The organism is Paenibacillus sp. PvR133, from assembly GCF_017833155.1.
GTDB lineage: Bacteria > Bacillota > Bacilli > Paenibacillales > Paenibacillaceae > Paenibacillus > Paenibacillus polymyxa_B.
This window is the reverse complement of sequence record NZ_JAFIBS010000001.1, coordinates 1,855,861-1,877,638: the sequence shown is the minus strand read 5'-3', so window position 1 is coordinate 1,877,638 and position 21,778 is coordinate 1,855,861. Positions and strand designations below refer to the sequence as shown.

General features: G+C 42.6%; 23 protein-coding genes and 1 pseudogene. 10 read left to right on the top strand and 14 right to left on the bottom strand.

The window, feature by feature from the left end:
- Positions 1-54: 54 nt before the first annotated feature.
- From JOE49_RS08360 to JOE49_RS08350, 4 genes are all read right to left on the bottom strand, one after another.
- Positions 55-1,557: an HD-GYP domain-containing protein gene (locus tag JOE49_RS08360; RefSeq protein ID WP_023986780.1), complete on the bottom strand. Its 1,503-nt coding sequence runs from the start codon at positions 1,555-1,557 to the stop codon at positions 55-57.
- Positions 1,558-2,341: 784 nt separating this feature from the next.
- The gene (locus JOE49_RS08355; RefSeq protein WP_160788628.1) at positions 2,342-2,650 is read right to left on the bottom strand and encodes a hypothetical protein; all 309 of its coding nucleotides are present in this window, start codon (positions 2,648-2,650) and stop codon (positions 2,342-2,344) included.
- A 99-nt stretch (positions 2,651-2,749) separates the two neighbouring features.
- Complete coding sequence (locus JOE49_RS26655; RefSeq protein WP_257785344.1) at positions 2,750-2,872, bottom strand: hypothetical protein; 123 nt, start codon at positions 2,870-2,872, stop codon at positions 2,750-2,752.
- A 338-nt stretch (positions 2,873-3,210) separates the two neighbouring features.
- Positions 3,211-3,540 carry a hypothetical protein gene (locus JOE49_RS08350; protein WP_023986776.1) on the bottom strand — a complete coding sequence of 110 codons (330 nt, stop codon included), beginning with the start codon at positions 3,538-3,540 and terminating at the stop codon, positions 3,211-3,213.
- A 141-nt stretch (positions 3,541-3,681) separates the two neighbouring features.
- Here JOE49_RS08350 and JOE49_RS08345 point away from each other — a divergent pair, with 141 nt between their 5' ends.
- Positions 3,682-4,050, top strand: coding sequence for a VOC family protein (locus JOE49_RS08345; RefSeq protein ID WP_209940887.1), 369 nt, complete (start codon positions 3,682-3,684; stop codon positions 4,048-4,050).
- Here the strand turns inward: JOE49_RS08345 and JOE49_RS08340 are convergent.
- From JOE49_RS08340 to JOE49_RS08330, 3 genes are all read right to left on the bottom strand, one after another.
- Complete coding sequence (locus JOE49_RS08340) at positions 4,035-5,699, bottom strand: CoA-disulfide reductase (protein WP_209940886.1); 1,665 nt, start codon at positions 5,697-5,699, stop codon at positions 4,035-4,037. The genes JOE49_RS08345 and JOE49_RS08340 overlap by 16 nt on opposite strands.
- 191 nt (positions 5,700-5,890) lie before the next feature.
- Complete coding sequence (locus JOE49_RS08335) at positions 5,891-7,183, bottom strand: homocysteine synthase (protein ID WP_209940885.1); 1,293 nt, start codon at positions 7,181-7,183, stop codon at positions 5,891-5,893.
- A gap of 152 nt (positions 7,184-7,335) precedes the next feature.
- Positions 7,336-7,974, bottom strand: a complete 639-nt coding sequence (locus JOE49_RS08330) for a flavin reductase family protein (RefSeq protein WP_209943561.1) — start codon at positions 7,972-7,974, stop codon at positions 7,336-7,338.
- Positions 7,975-8,072: 98 nt separating this feature from the next.
- On the opposite strand from JOE49_RS08330, the gene JOE49_RS08325 reads away from it, so the two are divergent.
- Positions 8,073-8,762 carry an ArsR/SmtB family transcription factor gene (locus tag JOE49_RS08325; protein ID WP_209940884.1) on the top strand — a complete coding sequence of 230 codons (690 nt, stop codon included), beginning with the start codon at positions 8,073-8,075 and terminating at the stop codon, positions 8,760-8,762.
- A 24-nt stretch (positions 8,763-8,786) separates the two neighbouring features.
- On the opposite strand, the gene JOE49_RS08320 is transcribed toward JOE49_RS08325, so the two are convergent.
- From JOE49_RS08320 to JOE49_RS08310, 3 genes are read right to left on the bottom strand one after another with little or no spacing between them, the layout of a single operon-like run.
- A complete protein-coding gene (locus tag JOE49_RS08320; RefSeq protein ID WP_245248354.1) occupies positions 8,787-9,371 on the bottom strand; it encodes a hypothetical protein in 585 nt (194 codons plus the stop codon).
- The gene (locus JOE49_RS08315; protein ID WP_160788608.1) at positions 9,368-9,961 is read right to left on the bottom strand and encodes a dienelactone hydrolase family protein; all 594 of its coding nucleotides are present in this window, start codon (positions 9,959-9,961) and stop codon (positions 9,368-9,370) included. The genes JOE49_RS08320 and JOE49_RS08315 overlap by 4 nt, the downstream gene beginning before the upstream one ends.
- A complete protein-coding gene (locus tag JOE49_RS08310; RefSeq protein WP_160788607.1) occupies positions 9,945-10,799 on the bottom strand; it encodes an aminoglycoside 6-adenylyltransferase in 855 nt (284 codons plus the stop codon). Before JOE49_RS08310 ends, JOE49_RS08315 begins: the two co-directional genes overlap by 17 nt.
- A gap of 160 nt (positions 10,800-10,959) precedes the next feature.
- On the opposite strand from JOE49_RS08310, the gene JOE49_RS08305 reads away from it, so the two are divergent.
- The 3 genes from JOE49_RS08305 to JOE49_RS08295 all read left to right on the top strand — a co-directional run bounded on the left by JOE49_RS08305 (position 10,960) and on the right by JOE49_RS08295 (position 12,862).
- Positions 10,960-11,502, top strand: coding sequence for a GNAT family N-acetyltransferase (locus JOE49_RS08305; RefSeq protein WP_023986768.1), 543 nt, complete (start codon positions 10,960-10,962; stop codon positions 11,500-11,502).
- Between the two features lie 17 nt (positions 11,503-11,519).
- Positions 11,520-11,885 carry a cupin domain-containing protein gene (locus tag JOE49_RS08300; RefSeq protein ID WP_209940883.1) on the top strand — a complete coding sequence of 122 codons (366 nt, stop codon included), beginning with the start codon at positions 11,520-11,522 and terminating at the stop codon, positions 11,883-11,885.
- Between the two features lie 77 nt (positions 11,886-11,962).
- Positions 11,963-12,862, top strand: coding sequence for an alpha/beta hydrolase family protein (locus JOE49_RS08295; RefSeq protein ID WP_237448907.1), 900 nt, complete (start codon positions 11,963-11,965; stop codon positions 12,860-12,862).
- Positions 12,863-12,996: 134 nt separating this feature from the next.
- On the opposite strand, the gene JOE49_RS08290 is transcribed toward JOE49_RS08295, so the two are convergent.
- A complete protein-coding gene (locus JOE49_RS08290; RefSeq protein WP_023986765.1) occupies positions 12,997-13,812 on the bottom strand; it encodes a DUF2935 domain-containing protein in 816 nt (271 codons plus the stop codon).
- A 516-nt stretch (positions 13,813-14,328) separates the two neighbouring features.
- Between JOE49_RS08290 and JOE49_RS08285 the strand changes: the two genes are divergently transcribed.
- The 3 genes and pseudogenes from JOE49_RS08285 to JOE49_RS08275 all read left to right on the top strand — a co-directional run bounded on the left by JOE49_RS08285 (position 14,329) and on the right by JOE49_RS08275 (position 17,507).
- Positions 14,329-15,282: an SPRY domain-containing protein gene (locus tag JOE49_RS08285; protein WP_209940882.1), complete on the top strand. Its 954-nt coding sequence runs from the start codon at positions 14,329-14,331 to the stop codon at positions 15,280-15,282.
- Between the two features lie 278 nt (positions 15,283-15,560).
- On the top strand, positions 15,561-16,202 hold the full coding sequence (locus JOE49_RS08280; RefSeq protein ID WP_023986760.1) for a hypothetical protein: 642 nt from the start codon (positions 15,561-15,563) through the stop codon (positions 16,200-16,202).
- 184 nt (positions 16,203-16,386) lie between these two features.
- A pseudogene (locus JOE49_RS08275) lies at positions 16,387-17,507 on the top strand (SPRY domain-containing protein).
- A 276-nt stretch (positions 17,508-17,783) separates the two neighbouring features.
- Here JOE49_RS08275 and JOE49_RS26315 read toward each other — a convergent pair.
- The 3 genes from JOE49_RS26315 to JOE49_RS08265 form a co-directional block, all read right to left on the bottom strand.
- A complete protein-coding gene (locus tag JOE49_RS26315; protein WP_023986758.1) occupies positions 17,784-17,891 on the bottom strand; it encodes a hypothetical protein in 108 nt (35 codons plus the stop codon).
- Positions 17,892-18,037: 146 nt separating this feature from the next.
- Positions 18,038-18,919 (bottom strand): glycosyltransferase family 2 protein, encoded by an 882-nt coding sequence (locus JOE49_RS08270; RefSeq protein ID WP_028541178.1) that lies wholly within the window; start codon positions 18,917-18,919, stop codon positions 18,038-18,040.
- 455 nt (positions 18,920-19,374) lie between these two features.
- Complete coding sequence (locus JOE49_RS08265; protein ID WP_209940881.1) at positions 19,375-20,064, bottom strand: glycosyltransferase; 690 nt, start codon at positions 20,062-20,064, stop codon at positions 19,375-19,377.
- A gap of 423 nt (positions 20,065-20,487) precedes the next feature.
- Between JOE49_RS08265 and JOE49_RS08260 the strand changes: the two genes are divergently transcribed.
- Positions 20,488-21,270 (top strand): polysaccharide deacetylase family protein, encoded by a 783-nt coding sequence (locus JOE49_RS08260; RefSeq protein WP_160788601.1) that lies wholly within the window; start codon positions 20,488-20,490, stop codon positions 21,268-21,270.
- Between the two features lie 113 nt (positions 21,271-21,383).
- The gene (locus JOE49_RS08255; RefSeq protein ID WP_160788600.1) at positions 21,384-21,695 is read left to right on the top strand and encodes a hypothetical protein; all 312 of its coding nucleotides are present in this window, start codon (positions 21,384-21,386) and stop codon (positions 21,693-21,695) included.
- Positions 21,696-21,778 lie beyond the last annotated feature (83 nt).

The following is a 21,778-nucleotide window of genomic DNA, read 5'->3' as shown; positions in this document are numbered from 1 at the left end:
TATATAAAAAAGCGAACCTCAATGGCTCGCCCTGTTGTGCTGATATATACAGAGTCAGCTTGTGATGCCTTTGTTCCGGCGCCACTCCTTGACAAATAATTCGGCAAAATAAGGGTCCCATTGGGTTCCCTTTCCCTCTTCCAATATCATAACCGCCTTCTCTTCCTTCATACCTTGCCGATAGGGACGATCAGACGTCATCGCATCATAAGCATCCGCTACAGCAATGATTCGCCCAAATAAGGGGATATCTTCCCCAGCGAGCTGGTCAGGGTATCCCTTGCCATCATAACGTTCATGGTGCGATCGCACGCCGGGCAAATAAGGGGCCATAGCATAAGCTGGTTCAACTTGCCGGAGAATACTCTCTCCCATAACCGGGTGCATTTTAATCTGATCAAACTCCTCGTCCGTCAGCTTGCCGTCCTTGAGCAGAACAGCGTCAGCCACGCCGATTTTACCGATATCATGCAGCAAAGCTGTTTTGCGCAGCAAGTCGAGGTCTGTCTCATTCAAACCTCCCTTGCGCCCAATGAGTACGGAGTATTCAGCCACACGCAAAGAATGTCCTGCGGTATAGGCATCTCGCGCATCCAGCGCTGCCGCCAAGGTGGCGAAGTAACTGTCCAATAGCTGACCGTTCTTTTCTTCCCGTTCCTTCAGGCCCTCGATCATCATGTTAAAGCCTTCAACCAGCTCGGCAAATTCGTCGGAGTACAAGTCGCTGGCATTACTGTTCAGGCGGCCTTCCCTCACTGCATTCATTTTTTCCAGCAGGTGGTGGATCGGCTGTTCGATCTCACGGGTCAACAACCTTCCTCCCAGATAAGCAAAGGCTACACCAAAAATTAAAATCGTACCCGCCCATGCCCAATAGGAACTCGAATCCGTCGCCTCCAAACGTTCCAGGCGAATCTGTGTAGCTAGACAAAATAAAAACAGAGGAAAAGCACCAATGAGCGTCGCGCTTAACTGAAATTTATGCCGAAGCGATAGTAGGACTCGTCCTCGCAGGGACAGGTTTAATCCATATTGCTGATAGGTTCGATCACGGATTTCCTCCAGCAGCGGCTTGATTGCTCTCATTGTCAGGAAAAATTCAACCAGTGCGTGCATCGAAGCAACCAGACAAGCTCCTATACAGGCGATTCCTACATAATACAAGGGAAAGGTAAGTTGTCCAGTATGTATCATCCATAAGGCAATGACGGCTGCCGGGATAGAGAAACCCAACAAATGCGGTCCAACAATACGTAAAACTGACAAATTAGGCAGATGATGAACCCGGATATACACCGCTTCTACATCCTTGAGTGTTTCCTGATTGCCGTAAAAAAAACGATGAACCGGTCTCAAATGCATTCGAAACACTATGGTTTCACAAGCAATCATAATGACGCTGGAAAATGCAATAATTTTAACAAGACCCAGAATTTCATAGTGGGCTACATTTAACGTGGAAAATACAAAAATCATACCTACCAACAATACAGCGATAAACGAACCTATAATATAGTTCAGGATAACATGCTGAATAAAGCGCTTATAGGTCGGCAAATTGCTACCCCTCTTTTCATCCGTACACTCTAAAATATCTTGTGTATTCAATATCGGAGTCCAACCATCAAAAGTTTACCTTCTTGCTCGAGCATTTTACATAAATACGAGGACGGCTTTTAATCTGCAATCTATAGATGGGAAATCATCTTATTCTTAATTAAGAAACTCTCGAGGGAAGAGCATTTTAGCCAACATTTTTTCCAGTCTATAATCAAAAAGCCAAAAATGACTTGTGTTTTATAATCATTCTTGCTATACTATTGGAGTATGTATTAACCCCATAAGATTCCACGCAACAAGCTATTACTCCTAATCACCGTATGGAGCTTCTCCTAATTTTATGTATAACCCTAATGTAGAATTTTGAGCTTTTGCCGAAGATTTTCACATTCACACTGGCGCGGTCATCGGAGCCGCAAGGACGAAAGAGAGGTAGGGCTTTTGTCGTTTGGAAAATGAACAGTGGAATCACACTGCCCCTTATGAACATGCTGACCATATAATGCAAGGTAGCAGGGGTTGAATATATATTTTGCCATCAAACGATGAAGTTTGAGCAGGCCGTGCAGTATATGCAAACTGCACCATCCTCCGGATGATCCCCGGGGGATTTTTCATATACATAAGCGTATCTATGGACAAAAAAGTGGCCCTGCCGATACATCGGCAGGGCCTATAGCTTGATCAAAAAGGGGTTAATAGGGTCATTATAGTCTCGCTTTCTTAAAACTAAATGATATGCACCTTAAAAACTCATTAATTTTCCAGTTTTATATCCCTTCTAATAATTCGTCCAATATTCTGTACCATCGGGCGGCATCGTTTGCGTAGTGAAACGTCTTGTTTCCGCTTGAGTGCGCCTTTGGGTCGGGGGACGCTCCCACCCTTCCAGTAAAACAACATGCTGGGTACCCGAATTGTTTTCCCAAGTGATATAGCGTTCCTGTTCCATATGTCGCAAGGCGACTGTAATTTCAGCGTCTCGCTTGCCTGTTTTTACGGTCAATTCCGCCATTGTGGGCATGTGGCGATGCTGGGCGAAATAATTATACAAAATACGTAGCAGCTTTCGTTCCAAATCTGGCAACATCGTCTTCCCTCCTACAAAGAACATATGTTCCCATTATAACATATAAAAATGCACCCTCCTACTGGAAGATGCATTCGGGCTTGTATGCCCATGTTGAATTTAGTTTTTTTCCTTCTCCTGACGACCAATAGAGCGTAACCACCAGGCGATTCCACCAACACTTCCAAGTGCCAGAACCGTTAAGAAAATAATATAGAACAAATGAAATGCACGATCACTCATGGCAATCGCCTCCTTACTTTATGTATACACTTTCCAGCTAAGCCTGTAAACCTCTTTTTAGTCCCACATTCTAATTTTCCCCAAGCCCTCGACAATAGATACTTGCTTGAGATCCATCGGTACATACTAACTCAAAGTGGTTAATACCAAATATGAGACAGACCAAGGAGGTTATTGAATATGAAATTCCTATTGATCGTGATCATCGTCGTGCTGATCGTTGTATTGCTTATGAGAAGACGCAGATAAGCAGAGTCATCCTCCATCGTTAAAAAATACAAAAAAAGGCTTTCGGCACATCACCGAAAGCCTTTATCCCTCTGAGGTTAAGGCTAAAATTACGCCTTGTTCTTCTTGTTATATTTAATAAAAGCAATTACAAGCGCTACAGCAAACAATATTCCGCTGACCACCCATGTTGTCAGAAATGCCATACCCAAACCGACATTAGACCCCATCGTCGGGTGATTCATGGCAGTAAACACTGATCCCTGCATCATAAATATGGTACAGAACAAAACAACGGGCGCTAAAATAATCGTGCTTGCTGTCTTCCGAGTACCAGATACTGCGATCACGCACAGAGCGGAAATCACCAAGATCACCCAATATATAACTGCTTCCCAAATCACTGAAGTGCCCACCTGTTCAACCTCTTTTCTATCCATTCGTATATGCCTATTCTATTGTAACAGACGTCACACAGTGAACCAAGCCATAATTTGATCAGAAAAGGGGTAAACCCTGCGGATAACGTAAATAATGTACAGTAGCGATCCTACACCAAAGACATGAAAGGAAATGATCCCATGAGAAGTGCAAGTCCTTTTGTCATTGTAAACGATGTGCAGCAGTCCATTGATTATTACCAATCGGTGTTAGGCGGGAAAATCAAAGTGTTAAACAAGCAGGAAGGCAGACTCTTGCACGCTGAACTTCACCTGGGTAGCAGTCATATCCATTTTTCAGATTCCTACGGTAAACCGCTGAAAGCGCAGCATGTCCAAATCATTCTCGACTGTGAAAGTGAGGACGAGCTTAAGCAAGCTTACCACGCACTAACAGAAAAAGGTACCGTTACCGTGGAGCTACAAGATACTTTCTTTGGTGCGCTGCACGGCGAAGTAACGGATCACCTCAACCAGATTGGATGGGTGATGAACTATTTTAAGAGATGATCACGTTCAGCCATAACCGAATACGTCTTATAGCCACCATCAACGTTCCTCACCCGATAACCGTATTGAGTCAAAATTCTGGCCGCAATATAGCCTCGCAGACCGACTTGGCAGGATACCGCGATCTCCAGATCACTAGGGATTTCTGCCATCCGCTCTCTAATCTCGGCCAGAGGAATATGAACAGAACCTGGAATGGCTCCTGCCTGTAGCTCCACCGCATCCCTTACATCAATTATAAGACCACCATTGCGGTGAAAATCATCAACTTCATGCCACTGTATCGTTTGGACCAGCCCATCCATGATATTCGAAGCCACGTAACCCGCCATATTCACAGGGTCTTTTGCTGAAGAATAGGGAGGTGCATAAGCAAGTTCAATATCAGCCAGTTCACGGACGTTCAAATGGCCACGAATAGCCGTCGCAATGACATCAATCCTTTTGTCTGCTCCATCAGCTCCAACAGCCTGCGCCCCATAGATCATCCCGTTCTCAGGATTAAAGAGCAGCTTCATAGCAATGGGTGATGCGCCAGGGTAATAGCCGGCATGCGAACCAGGATGAATATGAACAGCCTGATAAGGAACGCCCAGCCGCTGTAATGTTTTTTCATTATTACCTGTAGAAGCTGAAGTCAATGCAAAGGTCTTAATTACGGATGTTCCAAGCGCCCCATCATAAGAAATTGCTTGACCGTTAATATGATCCGCTACCAAACGCCCCTGACGATTGGCTCCCCAAGCTAGTGATACCATCGTTGCAAACCCATGATTGCGGTCTTTGACCTGGATGGCATCCCCCACCGCATAAATGGCCGGATCGCTGGTTTGCAGTTGGGCGTTGACCTGAATGGCGCCGCGAAAACCAAGTTCCAATCCGCTTTGCTTGGCCAACTCATTTTCAGGAACAACACCGATCGCCAGAATAACCATGTCCGTCTGAAGCACACCCCCGGAGGTCAAACGGAGCCGTGTACCCTGCTCATCAAAAGCCGTGACTCCTTCCTCTAAACGCACCTCCACCCCGTTCAGCTTCATATGTTGTTCCACCCATTTGGCCATTTCAGGGTCTAGCGGATTCAGCAATTGTTGTCCCATGTCAATAATGGTTACTGCAAGTCCACGCTCCCGCAGATTCTCGGCCATCTCCAGCCCAATAAATCCGGCCCCGATCACCGTGGCATGTTTTGGATGCCTTTCATCTACATATGCCTTAATAACGTCCGTGTCATGAATGTTTCTTAATGTAAATACATTCACAGCTTCATGTAATCCGGGAATGTCCGGTATCATCGGTTTGGCTCCTGGCGACAATATCACAATATCGTACGGCTGCTCATCCGTTTCCCCTGTAATCATATCGCGGAAGCGGACGAGCTTCTGCTCGCGGTCTATTTGTATCACTTCTTTCAGTACCCTTACATCTATATTAAAACGGTCTCTTATCCCTTGAGGCGTCTGGAGAAACAGCTTCTCCCGCGCATGGATTGTCCCGCCAATATAGTAGGGAAGGCCACAGTTCGCAAAAGAAACATGCTCTCCGCGTTCAAACAGAATAATCTCGTCTTCCTCATTCCATCTACGCAATCTCGCAGCAGCAGAAGCTCCACCTGCTACCCCGCCAATAATAACTATTTTCCTACCCATTTCTTCCCCTCCTCATATACCCTACGGGGTATAATATATACCTATGGGGGTATGATGTCAACACGCAAAAAAAGACGGAGGTTGCCCCCCGCCTGATCAAACTCTGGACCAATACTGATCTGGGTCGGAAAATCACTTGCGATGCTACACGATTGCTCTGTCACACTTAGTCTAAGAAGGGTCTACTGCTACTACTGCTGGCTGGCCGCGATCGCCTGTTCCAGATCGTACAAAATATCGTCTATCGCTTCTGTCCCGACAGATAGGCGTAACAGCTCTGGTTTGACTCCGGCAGCGACCTGTTCTTCCACATTCAACTGCTGGTGCGTTGTGCTTGCCGGGTGAATAATTAAAGACTTGGAATCACCCACATTCGCCAAATGAGAAAACAGCTTTACATTCTCAATCAGCTTGCTTCCCGCTTGGCTTCCACCTTTAATACCAAAGGTCAGGATTGCTCCTTGTCCTTTCGGCAAATACTTTTGAGCTAATTCATAGGACGGATGGCTTGGCAACCCGGTGTAGCTGACCCACTCCACATCCTTGTGGCCTTCGAGATATTGCGCTACCTTCAAGGCATTCTGACTATGTCTCTCCAACCGCAGATGAAGTGTCTCCAAGCCCTGAAGCAGCAGCCATGAATTAAACGGAGAAATGGCCGCTCCCAAGTCCCGCAGCAATTGCACCCGTGCCTTGATAATATATGCGATAGGTCCCACCGCCTCGGTGTAAACAACTCCGTGGTAGCTCGGGTCCGGCTCAGTCAGTCCAGAGAAACGACCACTCGCTTTCCAGTCAAACTTGCCGCTGTCCACGATCACCCCACCAATAGACGTACCGTGTCCGCCAATAAACTTCGTTGCAGAATGCACGACAATGTCTGCTCCGTATTCAATAGGACGCAACAAGTAAGGACTTGGGAACGTGTTATCCACAATCAGCGGAATACCATATTCGTGCGCAATCGCCGCTACAGCTTCCACATCCAGCACATTGCCCTGTGGGTTACCAATCGTTTCGGCAAATAATGCCTTCGTCTTATCCGTAATGGCATTACGGAAGTTCTCTGGATCATCCGAATCGACAAAATGTACTTTAATGCCCAATTTCGGCAGTGTCGTAGAAAATAGATTATATGTACCGCCATACAGACTGGAGGCCGACACAATCTCATCCCCAGCTCCCGCAATGTTCAGGATGGAGAATGAAATCGCCGCCGCTCCCGAAGCCGTTGCCAACGCGCCAGCCCCGCCTTCCAACGCGGCGATCCGTTGCTCGAATACATCCGTGGTCGGATTCATCAGACGCGTATAAATGTTGCCGAATTCTTTCAGCGAGAACAAATCAGCCGCATGCTCCGCATCCCGAAATCCATATGAAGTGGTTTGATACAACGGAACGGCGCGGGCAAAGGTAGTAGGATCAATTTGTTGTCCGGCATGGACAGCCAAAGTTTCGAATGACAGCTTGCGTTCTTCTGACATGATTATTTCCTCCCTTGTTATACGTGCTGTATGAATCGTCTCTTCCTGTATGCGTACTCATGGATGATTTTTCAATCATTCTCGCACAAAAAGAACGATTTGGGAAGATAATTCTCATTATTCAGGTAGGATATTATAATTTTATTGAAATATCAGGTTTCAGATCTGAAGGTTTTGCCCAAATGCTCACCCAGACCAAAATAATGACGGAAATTATAGATGAGTGGGCTCCACTTTGTCGGATCAATATGGTTCTCACCGAGGATGATATCCTGATGAACATGCACCTGTATGGCTTGAGTTTCGACGATCGCAAAATAAGGAGAATGGTTAGGGATTCTCACATCCTTCACCTTGGCTTCAATTTGAATAGGACATTCCCTGATTCGGGCGGGCTTGACCCTATTCGACTCAATCGAAGTTAGTCCGCTGATCTCATACTTATCTTTATGGTGCATAAATCCATTTTCCTTCTTTTCCGCTGGAACAGGATTCTTGCCTGTATAAGGAGCCAAACGTTCTACATTTTCCCACATGGAAGGCCCCGGGACGTTGATTACACATTCGGGATGCCGCTCCATATTTTCTAATGCTTTGCCACCAATTCCAATACCTAGTACCACACAATCTCCTAATGCCCACGAGGAGGAAATGGGGCTAATATTGGTTGTTCCATCCTCATTCGGCGTGTTGAGTAAAATCACAGGGGTTCCGTAATATAAAATGCTAGGGTTAATCGTTTTAACGTCTGGGCTATGATTCATCTCATTCATCTGATGTATTGGGTTCATCATCTCTTCTCCTTCTATTCAGATCTACCTCCCTATTGTAAAATATAAATATTTCAACCTTCATCGAAGTATGGATTACAAAGGGGGATAACCGTTCCATGAGTACCAAGTCAAATGTAGCCATGATTGCTTCTCTTGTTAGCGAGCCTTCCCGTGCAGCTATACTCACCGCTTTATTAGACGGCAGGTTCCACACGGCAAGTGAATTGGCCCATATGGCAGGCATCAAACCGCAAACAGCCAGCTTCCATCTGGCAAAAATGACCGAGGCACAAGTCGTTACTGTGGAAAAACAAGGGCGGCACCGTTACTATGGCATTCAAGACCCCGAAGTTGCCCGGGTGATGGAGTCATTTTTATCCATAGCTCCGCCTGTCCCTATCCATTCATTCAAACATGCCTCTGAAAACGAGGCCCTACGGTTGGCAAGAACTTGCTACGATCATGTTGCGGGTCAATTAGGCGTACAGCTCATGAATTTTTTCATTCAAAAGGGGATTCTTTTCGAGGATCAGGACGGGCTTCATATCACGGAACCAGGAGAGGCTTTCTTCACTGACTTTCAGATTGATCTAAAAAAAACAAGACAAAAGCGCCGCTCCTTCTCACATAAATGCCTGGATTGGAGTGAACGACGCCATCACCTTGCAGGTGCTTTAGGAAGTGCTGTTCTAGACAGATTATTCGAATTAAATTGGATCGAGCGTCTGCCCACAACCCGAGCGATACGTATTACAGCCGATGGTAAAAGAGGTTTTAAAGAGATATTTTCAATAGAGGTCGACTAGATCGTCATAGTTCTAGTCCTTCACTTATTCCGCATTGGATTTTATGATTGGAGACAAGGCCAGTTGTTTTCTCGTCATTGGACGGACATAGGCATAATTGTTTTTTGGAGCCTTTCCTTTTGCTACACCTGCTTTATATCTTCCAGCTCCAGCCGGGATGGCGACCAAGGTTCCGTACGTTCTCATCGCTCGTTCAATCGGGAAAGATGTAGAACGCGTTCCGTTTGTAGATCCGGCAAAATGGACCGCGGCCGCATAGTTGTTCAACCGATCGTTACTGTCATTCAGCCATACGGAACCCGAATCTCCAGGCCCAGTTCGTCCCTGGGTAAAACGAATGACGGTTTGATCACGGAAAATCTTGTTTCCCGAATCGCCTCTCACCCTTTGTTCCACGCCAATCGCCTCCACGACTCCTCTGGCGAAGCCGTTGGTTTTAGCCATTCTTTTAAACGTCATTCCCAGACGGTAGCTCAATAAGTGTCCAGGTACGGTAATGAGGCCACCACTTTGGTTAATCAGATACCTTGGGTTAAGCAGACTGTTTGAATTGGCAATAGCAATGAAAAAGGTGTAGGCTGGAAGCAAACGACTGCTTTTATTGATCAACCTTCCTTGAAGAAGTTTACCATTTCTTTAAATGATTGCTGAGCTGAGTGTACGTTATATCGGGGAGAGTACGGGTCACTGAATCCGTGCTGTCCACTGAATTTATGTACCCGGATATTACGGTTGTCTAAAGTTGAAATGAGCTCATCCACATTAAATGATGGTTCTTCCTGTGGGAAAAAAAGCAATGTTGGACAATGTGGAGCTATTTCTAAATAATTTCGAATACGAGAGCCATAGTATCCTACGATTCCATCAACATACTTTTCTTTACTACACAGCCAGGCAATCGTTGCCCCTATGCTAAAGCCGACGATAAATACCTTTTTATAACGAGCTCGAATACTTAATAATAAACTTTCGATATGATAGAAAGCGCGGTCAAATCCTATATTATCCATAAAATTGGTGTAGGCAGTTTCCTCTTGCGAATAGTCATAAGGTGTTTCCTTGCCTAGTAAATTTGGACAAATGACGTCATAACCCTGATCCGATAATAGGCTGCAAAAATTTTGTATATGCTGGTTAATCCCATAAATCTCATGCAGCACGACGATTAGGATGTCTGACTTTTTATCTATGCTTATCATATTGTCCCCCTAACCAGGCTTGAATATGGGAAAATAATTCATTCGGATGCGCGTATTTATACTTAGCTGCCACTTCCGAGGATAACCGTTTGAACAACTCCAAGGATACGATCAGTGCCTCCCAACTATGATTGGGGTCGTATTCCCCAAAAGATTTTTTCAAATCAGCAACGACATCTTGATCAGCCCATTCATTTATGAATTTCCCTGCATGCCAAGTATCATATTCCGATCCATGCACAGCTTTTGCATGCCACTCTATCATTTGCAGCAATAATTGTTTACAGTCCGTATCTCTTTGCTTAGCTACCCACAGATCATTGCGCAAAATTTGTTTAGCCACATACAGAGAGGCGAAGCAATACATATTAACAACCTGTAGATAAGCATCTTCAGATATCGGAGGAGTACCCGGGATCGTAGTGGTTTGAGGGATGATTTGGTTTCCATTTCCCATCTTATCGAACAGCATCCTAACCCCCCGCTGAAACCCTTCAGGAATACGCCCATTTTTGATTATATGATCCAGATCGGATGTATGACGGAATAGAAAATCAACCTCAGCCCCTTGGTCAAAGAGAACGAGTTTTTCCGGATCTCCTTTTGCCGTTCGAAACATAAAGCTGGTCCAAACCTTGCCAATGTTTAGTAACCATTGATCATTTTGAAGATAGTAATCTGGATTCGTTGAAAAGACGACTACATCCAAGTCAGAAAACTCATCAAAAGGTTTGTCCTCTCTTGCCCGGGACCCAACGATATAAACCGCAATAATTTCTTCATTAGAGATTCCCCATTCGGATATACGCTCCTCAAGCACTTCGTAAGCATTATTCATACGATCTAGCCTCCTTTTTTAGAAAACATTATATCTAATCCAATAATTACGGTATATATTTTTTAGTTAACATTGATATACACCATTCATCAAATCAATTTCCCAATCTTCAGCCTGTGATATAATTCTTTCAATATTACAGTTTGGAAGGATGGTGCAGATGTCGGAGCAGCGAGTATACATCCGGTTCTCTGAGGAGACGGACGCCGCAGAATTGACAGCAATGTACAAGCGCAATCGGGAATTCTTTGAGGAGTTTTCGCCAAACACCCAAGAGAAGTACTATACGGAGGAGCACCAGCTCCAGACGATTATTAAGAGCAAGGCCGACATGATGGAGGACCGGAAATATTCCTTCGTGGTATGTCACAAGGAGAACGACCGGATTATAGGCAGCATAAATTTATCTTTTGTGGTGAGGGGGCCGCTTCAAAGCTGTATGATCGGATACAGCCTAGACCAAGCATATAACGGCAAGGGCTATACGACGGAGGCGGTGAAGCAGGTGGTTCGCTATGCTTTCGATGAGCTAAAGTTTCACCGGATCTTCGGGGAAGCCTCTCCTCGTAATCCAGGATCCATCCGTGTGCTTGAGAAGGCTGGCTTTCACAAAGAAGGCATTTCTCGAAGCAACGTAAAGATCAACGGAAAGTGGGAGGATCACCAGGTACTGGCGATTATAAATCCGTCTGAGGATATCTAGTTTAAAAGGAGGGTATTATGAAGTATCAATCAATCAAACTACATGAAAAGTTATCTAAGTTTAGTGATCATTGGTCTCCGAAAGTTATTGGTGAAATGAATGACTATCAATTTAAATTGGTGAAAATAGTTGGGGATTTTGTATGGCACGATCATCAAGATACCGACGAGGTCTTTATTGTACTTGATGGCGAGATGTTCATTGATTTTAGAGATGGACGGGTACAGGTTTCTCAGGGAGAAATGTTTATTGTACCTAAGGGGGTCGAACACAAGCCATTCGCACATCAGGAGTGCCATATCATGCTAGTAGAGCCGAGAGGTGTAGTAAATACTGGAGGAGCAGAGTCAGAATTAACGGCAGTCAATGATATTTGGATTTAAAATGCAATAATGACGAGCTTTAATACAGAATAAACATACGTATTTTGTGCTAATTCGAGAAAGGAAAGGTATGGTGGATGATAAGAAACGCAGAATTTAAGAATAGTTATGCAGGATGGCGAGAAGTAGAAATAAAGGATTCCTCCCTAGGCATTACATTTCCCATGACGGTAATGTATCCAGCGGACGAGCCCGAACAAATAGAGCGATTGGGTCCATACCAGTTAGAGTTGGCGAGAGAGGCAGAGCCATCAGAAGGAAGATTCCCTTTGGTTATCATCTCTCACGGTACTGGCAGTACGCCGCTTGTGTATCGGATTTTGGCGCAGCATTTAGCACGCAATGGTTTTATTGTCGGCATTCCAGAGCATCCATTTAACAATCGAAATGACAATAGTTTGGAAGGAACAGCACAGAATCTTACCTATAGACCTAGACACCTTAATATGGTCACCGACTGGTTTTTCGATAGTATGCTGTTCAAGGACAAATTAATACAGAATGCTGTGTCTCTCATCGGACATTCCATGGGCGGTTACACGGCATTAGCGGCGGCGGGTGGCGTGCCGACTTCTTTGCCTCACGAGACCTCGGACGGAAAGCCCCAGCTTATAGAGGTTACACCAAATTACCGAGTAAAATGTCTCGTTTTACTAGCGCCAGCGTCGGTCTGGTTTCGAGCTGAAGGTAGCTTGCGTGCAGTTAATCTACCTATCTTAATGGTGGATGCAGAGAAGGATCAGTATACTCCTTCTTTACACGCTCGTTTAATATTGGATGGCGTGCCAGATCCTAAGAAGGTACAATACAAAACAGTAAAAAACGCCGGGCATTTCTCCTTTCTGAGTCCTTTCCCGGAATCGATGAGGACTCCGGCCTTTCTCCCATCGCAAGACCCTCCCGGCTTTGATCGCGAACATTTCCATCGGATGCTTAATGCTGACATATTGGATTTTCTATGTACTCATACACGTTAGTTGGATGACAACAGCGGCTGTCTAAGAACTTTATTTTTCAAGTCTTGGTCTGCCGCTGTTTGATTTTTGTTCAGTCTAAAGCTTTATTTCCACTGGATATTTTACAGAAACTGTATTCTTTTTTCAGGGCTCTCTCAGTGCATAATTTCTTTCTTATTTACCTTAACACCTGATAAGGATTGATCAAACATATCGAGAATAAAAAGGAACCTCTCCGCTTCACGAAATACATGATCGGCCAATAAAGGATGGATAATGCTTTTTATTCGGCACTCGTCGATTAAATCACGCGCTGTTTTCTTAAAATCACGCAAAGACTTCACAGAGATACGGTTCTCATCAACAAATTGACTCAGGAGTGGAACGGTTTGTGACTGTGGCCGCATATGACTTAGGTCAATCGCTTGAAACATCAGCATATCAAAATCATTACTAAACTCCCTAGCTTGTTCAACCAGTTTACGTTCGGATGGATCAAGTAAATGGCCTATAAATTTTGCGTGATCGGCCATAATTTTTAAGAAAAATACATTTTCATCAATAATTGCATCGGGTAATGGTTCGAGCTTTCCTGAATTGAGTTCTCCTAAACGGTTTCTGAAATAATTGGCTTCCCGGCTTATGTGATCCACCAGTAAAGGAAAATTGGTTTGTCCAGGAAGCTTGCATTGTAATATAAGGCCCAATACCATTCTCTTAAATGCCCAAATATTCGTCGCCGCATTCTGAACCTCTGTATTAAACTCTTTGATTGTATAAGGATCTGTCTCGATATTAAATTCATGCGACCTTTTCTCGATATCCTCAAAAATAGTGTAAAACTGATTGGCTTCTGTTTTAAGTTGAGTATCTTCCGCTCTAAAACCTAACCCCAGAAAAAAGGAATGCTCCTTCATGATCCTGGACCAAAATCGTATTTCATCTAATGAGCGTGAAACGAATGCATCCAATCATATCCCTCCTCTATGTGAGCAAAAAAGCACTTACTTAGTCATATGGAATATGCCTTGTCATTATGAATATCGAATCCCACGCCTAATCTAATTCCGAAGTTGAGCTATTGAGACTCGTAACTCTGTTACCTTATTTATGTACGTGAAATCTTTCTCTGTACTAGCTATTGACCGTCGGAGTTATTAATCATTCCGGGCCCTCTCCTGATACTAGGTCTATTCGAAATTCAAGCTGGTCTCGCATAAAAATTTTACCCGCTATCTTAACTGATTCTGGCTTAATCTCCGCTACTATTCCCCCGTAATCCTCAAATGCCAAGCTTAATCGGATGTTTCTTCGAAACCTCCAATCTAATGACTAGGGCCTTTATACTTTCGACGACCTACGTTTCCCTAAAAAAATTAAATTCCATAATAATACTCATATTTGAATATATATCATTTAATGTTTGGACAATTCTCCCAATCTAGTTCTATAATTCACTTGTTATTACATATATTTAGGAGGAAGTCATGAACAATATTATATTCAAAAAACTAAGAACAATAGTGTTAGCTCTTCTCATTGGAGCTTCGGTGTTCTCGTTGTTCCCTACCGTTACAAAAGCTGAGACTACAAATGTGACCTGGTCAGATGGATCTTTAACAAAAACAATTCCTGAATGGAATCAAACCGATATTACTAATGTAGGTAAAAGCTCAGGAAAATGGTATTGGGAAGTAACCCTTAATAAAGGAAGCGGCGATATTGGAGTCGCAAATTCAGACAAGAAAAAACAAATCAGGTACACTGGTTATCATGGAGGTGGTCATGGTCCTACCAGCCAATCTTTTGGTACAGGAAATTATGATTACGGGGCCGTTTATACAGTAAATGATGTCATTTCGGTCGCTTTAGATCTAAGTAATAATACAATTATTTTTTACAAAAATGGAGTTTCACAAGGTGTTTCTAAGTACACTCCTTCTTTATTAGGCGATACTGTATATCCCTACATAAGAAACGATCAATTAAATGGTTCTGTTGTATATACTGCTAATTTTGGAGCAAGTGATTTTAAATATCCTATTCCTGAAGGATTTTTACCTTATCAAGAATCGGGTACATCTACAACACCAGACCCGTCTACTACACCAGACCCATCTACAAAGCCTGATCCTTCTACAAAGCCTGATCCATCTACTACACCGGATCCGTCGGATACAGAGGGGACCTCCCAACCAACTGGTGACCGCGCTATTCTGACTGTAACCATGGACAATGGATTTGATAAAGAGTTCGATCTGAGTAAAAAAGAACTGAATGCCTTCATCGCGTGGTATGACGCTAAAGATACTGGTAGAGGTGCTTCTTTCTTTGCCATTGACAAGCACAATAACAACAAAGGTCCATTCAGCAATCGCAAAGACTACGTAATCTTCAACAAAATTCTCACATTTGAAGTAAGCGAATATTCAACTAAATAAACATGATGAAGGACTTCATATCGGCTAATATGCCAATGAAGTCCTTTTTTACCGTTACCCTAATCTCGAAATCACGCCTAAACTGTTGTACTGGACGATACATTTTTTCTAGACTAAAGGTTTGCAAATCGTTTTATTTCAACAAAAAAGCACGGTTTCCAAAAAGTCTGGAAGCTGTGCTTTGCTTATGTATTCAACACTAATATTCGATAATAAAGGTAACAAGATAAAATGAGCAACTACCTCAACCGATGAGGACACTCACAGGAGAATTCATCATGTTAAAAAAAATTCTATCCATTGCTCTACTTTCTGTAGCTCTAACAGCTTGTGGAAGCAATTTTAAAGAAACAACGACAAGGTCTGGGGCTTCAAGCACGTCCTTTGCTACTGAACAAACAGTAAGCAATGAAAATACTGCTCAGCAAGCTTCTACAAATGAGGTCACAGATAAACAATATTTATTTGCTGAATTCTTGAAAGATGGAACACCCGTGTTAACAGAAGATCAAGCTTCTATGGAACAAACCTCTTATGACTTCATTGCTAAAAACAGTGACTTATTTCCTTCCACAGATAAAAGCAAAGTCATTAATCTAGTAGACAAATCCGTAACAACAAAACACTTAAATAAAAATTTGAACTTATACTTAAACAAATTTGTAAAAATAAGCGGGGATGTAATAGATATAGAAGAAGATAACATTCCTATAGGGACAACGGCTATCGTTTATATTAGTGATGAAAATGATAATACAGTAATGGCAGTTTATCCGGGAGCAAGTGGAGAAATTTTTGAAGGAGACGTTGCTACAGTTATTGGAGTTCCTATCGCTAATTTTTCATATGAAAATGTTTCAGGTGGCTATACGAATACTACACTGTTAGCAGCTTCTTTTCTCGCGAAAGAAAATCAATAAATGTTAATCATGTAAGCCCTTCGGGGCTTTTTCTTTTAAGCAAAAACAGAATTAAACTGTTACGTTTCATTGTTAAAAAGTTATTATTTTACTTATTATTTAATATATGCATTAAAATGTTTAGACGATACATATTGAAACTGCTAAACTCGCATAAATAATACATAAATAAGGAGAGATTATTTTGAAACGAGTTATTTCGTCATTATTGCTACTGGGATTTATTACTCTAATATGTTTTAGTTCCTCGACATACGCTGCTACAAAAAACGTAGTGTGGGAAAAGAGCCAGTCTGTTTCGGCCACCGTAGATTCAAGTGGAACTAAAGCAAGTGTGGGAAAAACCAAAGGAAAATGGTATTGGGAAGTCACAGTAACAGCTCAAGCAAGTACCACAACTGGCATTGGTATCGTCGGTGAAGGTAAGCAATACAATGGACCAGGTGCAGGAGCTCTTCAGAACTGGATGTATTATGCTGCAAACGGAAACACTTTTCCGGGGATCGTTTCTTCTGGAAAGACCTACACATTAAAGGACGTTATTGGTGTGGCTTTGAATATGGATGATGACAAGATAAGCTGGTATAAGAATGGTGTATTCGTTTATACAAGTACCTTTAAACCAAGCGATCTTCCAGGAGAGATTGTGACTCCTTCGATCACAGGTGGTTCAGCTGGCAGCTTTTCGTTTGACACAAATTTTGGTGCGACTCCATTCACGCACAGTATTCCCGAAGGGTTCCTCCCCTACCAACAACCTGAAAATTCATTAACTCTTAATGCAACGGGGAATGAAGAAAATATTCAATTGCAGTGGAATGAAATAACAGGAGTCACTACTTATAAAATTGAAAGAGCACTAGCCCCTGGGGGTCCGTATGAAGAAATTGCCTCAGATATTTCTGGTACTTCTTATACTGATAATAAAGTTGAAGAAAACACTACCTATTATTACGTAGTTTCTGCGAATATCTCCATGGATCAAGTTGTATCCAATGAAGCAAATGCTATTGTAAAGAAATCCACGCCCGATCCGTCTGATCAACCGAACCAGAACAACCTAGTGGTGACCGTGCCATCTTGATTGTAACGATGGACAATGGATTGGATAAGGAATTCGATCTGAGTAAAAAAGAACTGAATGCCTTTGTCGCTTGGTATGATGCTAAAGATGCCGGTAGAGGTGCTTCTTTCTTTGCCATTGATAAGCATAATAATAACAAAGGTCCATTCAGTAACCGTAAGGACTACGTAATATTCAATAAAATCCTTACATTTGAAGTAAGCGAGTATTCAACGAAATAAACAACAAGAGAGGTAGACTGTCCACTGTGCAGGACTCAAGATGCCTCGCGGCTTAAGTGGATCAGAAACCCACGCAAGGTTGCTTACAATAAGGTGTACAATCGCAGCATGTTTGATATATTTAAAGTGATTAGGAAATTGTTCAAAAGAAAAAAGCTCTGCCGACCCATAAGGTTAGCAGAGCTTTTTATCTAATCTAATTTCGGGTAGATTATGAAAGAAAGAAGTCGTTGAATTTGATTGATGGGTCATTATCATACAATTCTTTTCACAAAATTAAACCCAACATGATTTAAGGATGATAACCAAGAGGATATAGAGCACCAAAATGGCCGCTGTAGAAGTCCACACACCGCAAACAGCTGCACCTGCACATCCGCTCATAGCTTTAGCCCTCCTTTATTTTGTCGTCATTTTAATATATGTGTAAATATGTTTTATGACCGGGCATTCAGGTAAACATAAAACACCCCATTTACGTATGCCCGCGGAATATTAGGATACTTTCCAATCGCTTGCTGATATCTTTGTTAATATGGGAGATGGGATATACACCGTGAAAAAGCCATGCTTAATAGTTCCTGATTGTAAATCTGATACTTACAGTTTTGATCCAACACCCAATTCGCAAATCCTACAGCTTTAGTGTAGCAATTATAATCATAGGGATTAATTTTAAACTCAAGAATATCCAGCATAATCTGATTCTCTTCATCTGATAATTCCAAACCCAACTGGCTAAACTGTCTTTGTCGAATTCTCCGAGCAGTGGCGTCTTGTATTGCTTTGTGTTGATTGGACACTTGTCCTTTATGTTGACGATAATACAATAAGTTTATGGGGAGGTTCGCTATTTGTACCTGTGAAGCTAATCGGTTCCACATTTCGTAGTCTTCGGCATGAGGATAATTACTATCATATTGAATGTTTAGCCGATGTATCATGCTATTGCGTATTATTGTGACAGGATGGCAGATACAGCAATGAAATAACAACCATGTTTTGATTTCTTCATGACTGGCCGGATTCACCTTAAGTACTCCTCCACTAGAAGTAGTAAAAGCAGCACCGCATACATCAATTAAGGGATTTTGATCCATAAATGATATTTGCACATCCAATCGATCTGGCGTAGAAATATCATCGCTATCCATACGAACGATATATTCACCAGTTGCCCTATTGAATCCCTCGTTTAAAGTAGCGACCAAACCTTGATTGGTACTATGAAAGATTTTAACCACTCTAGGATCTGTTATCTGTGAAATAAGAAAAGCAGATCCATCTGTTGAGCCATCATCAATAATAATTAATTCAAAATCGGAATAGGTTTGAACTAAAATACTGTGGATTGCTTCCCAAACAAAAGCCACAGTATTATAAACTGGCAGTATAACTGAAGCTCGTGGCACAAGAAGTTCCCTCCATTCTACATTTTAAATTAAGAAAATATTATTTTACATAAAAGCAACTTCCCTATTTTTCTCGAAAACTAGTTCTTCATATATTCATGTTCTAAGTATATGTATTGGAATACGTTTCGAGGCGGCTTCTTGGTAAAAAAGGTCCTAATAAAGTGAAATCTTCAAACTCTTACTCTCGTTTGATTTATCGTTTAATAATCCTTACTCGAACAAAAAAGCGCGGTCCCCAAAAGCTTGGAAGCCGCGCTGTGCTTGAGTTTCATAGTATGCTGGTGAAGGAAATTCAACCCCCGGCCTACGCATTACGAGTGCTTCGTAATAGAATCAATAGAACTGAGCTTGTGGGAGAACGTATTTCGGTTCGACATACCGACTGCATTCATAGTTGTATTAACGATTCATTAAACCGATAAAAAAGCTTTCTATACCACCCTTTGGGGTGATTATAGAAAGCTAATCTGCTTTGCAGCTATAGTGCTCACTTGAAATTTTCCAGGGAACTGTTTGACAATGCCTTCTGTCAGGATGTCCGCTAAATGAATCATATGGATCTCGTTTTTGTCGGTTGATGCAATACCCGCTTTCCAATCTCCTTTGATATAGTCAAGGACTAATTCCGTAATCAACTGAAGGTGCGTATACAGCATATCTCGTAGTGTTTTAAACTGCCAGTTCGGATTCGCTGCACTTAAAAATTTGGCGATATCATCGGCGTTTGTACGCCAATCCGCCTCTAGCTTTTTCACATCCGCCTGATTACCCGCTTTAGCAGCCGCTACAATTTTCCCTGCGATTAGAATATGCTCCCTCAGAAGATCAGCCAGCTTATTACCAGCGGCTTCCCCATAATAAGGCTTGATCACATTGCCTATATCTTGCTGGTTCCGTAAAAGCCGGTCCAATACGTCCTTCTGATCTTGAAGATTAGATATGGCGCTGACAATATAGTTCCTCGTCCATATCGTATGGTCGATCCATACCTTCTGCATATCGCCTTTCAGTTGCACCATTTTGGAACTTAGGCAAGTAGAATCCTTCTCCTCCCCTACCTTCGCTTGCGCGACTACTAACGGAGTCATGCTAAAAACGAGCGCCAAGGTTAACGACAATGCCAACAGCCATTTGTTTTTCAATTTCATCTACCCCTCTGTACTTTTGGAATAAAACAGGCTGTCTTATTATGGTTGAAATATCCGTTTTTATACAGAGGATTATTGATTATTTACAGCTTTCCACCATTGTGCGAAGCCATGCACGATCATATTCCAAAGCCGTTAGACGTTTTGTTAGAAGGAAACAAAAAACGAGACAAATGCCTCAATGGTCTCCAAAATACCTCTCGTCGTCTCTCATCAGAATGATGATCTTTTGATCTTGGTTCCTTCTTAAGAATAGCAACCTCTAATTTACGCCAAAAATTCCCAGTATATGCGAAACCATGTACATCGAAATAAATTGAAAATACTATTTGTGAAAATAACTTATTCGAGCGAGGAATGGCGTACACTTCTTCATGGCAAGCTAAACTGAAAAACCTAGAACGGAGAGTAAACTCGATGAAAAACATTCGATTGATGTCTTCTGTGATCGCAACTTCTTTGCTGTGCATCAGCTTCTTCCCTGCTCCATATACAACTGCACAATCCACCTCATCTCCTGCACATACAAAAGGAAGAACCTATTACGAAGAACGAGGTGATATTGTATGGGAAGTTCCTACACATCGCAAGCTTATTGCCCTCACCTTCGACGACGGACCGGACGAAAGCAAAACAGTTGCCATTCTAGATTTGCTCAAGCAATATGATGCCAAAGCGACCTTCTTTGTTGTCGGCAGCCGTGTAGAAAAACTCCCTGAAATTGTGAAACGGGAACGAAAAGAAGGACATGATGTCGGCAACCATACCTTCCATCATCCATCTTTCCATCGTATTTCCCCCAACAAAGCCCTGTCTGAAATTGATCAGGGCCAAGCCAGCATCATTAATGCAACGGGTACAGAAACCCACTTTTTCCGTCCACCTGGTGGTTCCTACACCGACTCGCTCGTCAAACTTTCTAAAGAAAAAGGGCTAAAAATGATTTTATGGTCCTGGCATCAGGATACCTTGGATTGGCGAAAACCAGGTGTGCACCGCATCGTCAACAAAGTACTTCGTAATGCTCGTAACGGCGATATTGTCCTTATGCACGATTATGTATATAAAAGTACGCAAACCGTTGAGGCTTTAAAAATCATTTTGCCTGAGCTGAAAAAAAGAGGATTTACCTTCGTTACCGTATCCGAACTGCTTGACAATCGTGCCACACCCGAAGGACTGATTGAGGTCAATAAATGAAAGGGGAGGAATAACCAAACCAATTCTTCCCTATGAAATTAATGGCTACATAAAACGTTCTATGTACGGAGAATATATCTACGAATTACCAACTATCTAAAGGAGGCAATAACATGAAAAAAGCAATATTGGCTGTAGCATCCCTGGCTGTATTTCTGTCAGCAGGATCGATGGTATCTGCATCTGCACCCGCAACGGAAAAGCATGAACACAAAATGCACCAGCATAAGGTTAAAGCTCATGCGAAACACGAACACAAGCTGCATGCGAAGAGCAAACATGAGAAAGCTCACAAGCTCCATGCACGTGAAGCTGCACCAGCCAAAATCATTGGAGAAAAGAGCATTCATGCGAAGAGTTTAAAAGCAAAAGCTACTAAACTACCGAAAACTGGATTTGGTGGCGCAAGCGAGCAAATGAATTAAAGGAGGCTAAAAGGGAGAGAGGGCGTTTATATCCCCTCTTTCCTTCTTCATATGACAAATAAGTGGTTCAGTCGCGTCACAAT

Bases quoted from the DNA above. Each gene is read 5' to 3' on its own strand.
- JOE49_RS08350 (WP_023986776.1), bottom strand. From the start codon at position 3,540: ATGGATAGAAAAGAGGTTGAACAGGTGGGCACTTCAGTGATTTGGGAA.
- JOE49_RS26315 (WP_023986758.1), bottom strand. From the start codon at position 17,891: ATGAGCGGATGTGCAGGTGCAGCTGTTTGCGGTGTGTGGACTTCTACA.
- JOE49_RS08340 (WP_209940886.1), bottom strand. From the start codon at position 5,699: ATGGGTAGGAAAATAGTTATTATTGGCGGGGTAGCAGGTGGAGCTTCT.
- JOE49_RS08345 (WP_209940887.1), top strand. From the start codon at position 3,682: ATGAGAAGTGCAAGTCCTTTTGTCATTGTAAACGATGTGCAGCAGTCC.
- JOE49_RS08310 (WP_160788607.1), bottom strand. From the start codon at position 10,799: ATGAATAATGCTTACGAAGTGCTTGAGGAGCGTATATCCGAATGGGGA.
- JOE49_RS08335 (WP_209940885.1), bottom strand. From the start codon at position 7,183: ATGTCAGAAGAACGCAAGCTGTCATTCGAAACTTTGGCTGTCCATGCC.
- JOE49_RS08280 (WP_023986760.1), top strand. From the start codon at position 15,561: ATGTTAAAAAAAATTCTATCCATTGCTCTACTTTCTGTAGCTCTAACA.
- JOE49_RS08305 (WP_023986768.1), top strand. From the start codon at position 10,960: ATGTCGGAGCAGCGAGTATACATCCGGTTCTCTGAGGAGACGGACGCC.
- JOE49_RS08330 (WP_209943561.1), bottom strand. From the start codon at position 7,974: ATGAACCCAATACATCAGATGAATGAGATGAATCATAGCCCAGACGTT.
- JOE49_RS08325 (WP_209940884.1), top strand. From the start codon at position 8,073: ATGAGTACCAAGTCAAATGTAGCCATGATTGCTTCTCTTGTTAGCGAG.
- JOE49_RS08355 (WP_160788628.1), bottom strand. From the start codon at position 2,650: ATGTTGCCAGATTTGGAACGAAAGCTGCTACGTATTTTGTATAATTAT.
- JOE49_RS08260 (WP_160788601.1), top strand. From the start codon at position 20,488: ATGAAAAACATTCGATTGATGTCTTCTGTGATCGCAACTTCTTTGCTG.
- JOE49_RS08255 (WP_160788600.1), top strand. From the start codon at position 21,384: ATGAAAAAAGCAATATTGGCTGTAGCATCCCTGGCTGTATTTCTGTCA.
- JOE49_RS08285 (WP_209940882.1), top strand. From the start codon at position 14,329: ATGAACAATATTATATTCAAAAAACTAAGAACAATAGTGTTAGCTCTT.
- JOE49_RS26655 (WP_257785344.1), bottom strand. From the start codon at position 2,872: ATGAGTGATCGTGCATTTCATTTGTTCTATATTATTTTCTTAACGGTT.
- JOE49_RS08315 (WP_160788608.1), bottom strand. From the start codon at position 9,961: ATGATAAGCATAGATAAAAAGTCAGACATCCTAATCGTCGTGCTGCAT.
- JOE49_RS08295 (WP_237448907.1), top strand. From the start codon at position 11,963: ATGATAAGAAACGCAGAATTTAAGAATAGTTATGCAGGATGGCGAGAA.
- JOE49_RS08300 (WP_209940883.1), top strand. From the start codon at position 11,520: ATGAAGTATCAATCAATCAAACTACATGAAAAGTTATCTAAGTTTAGT.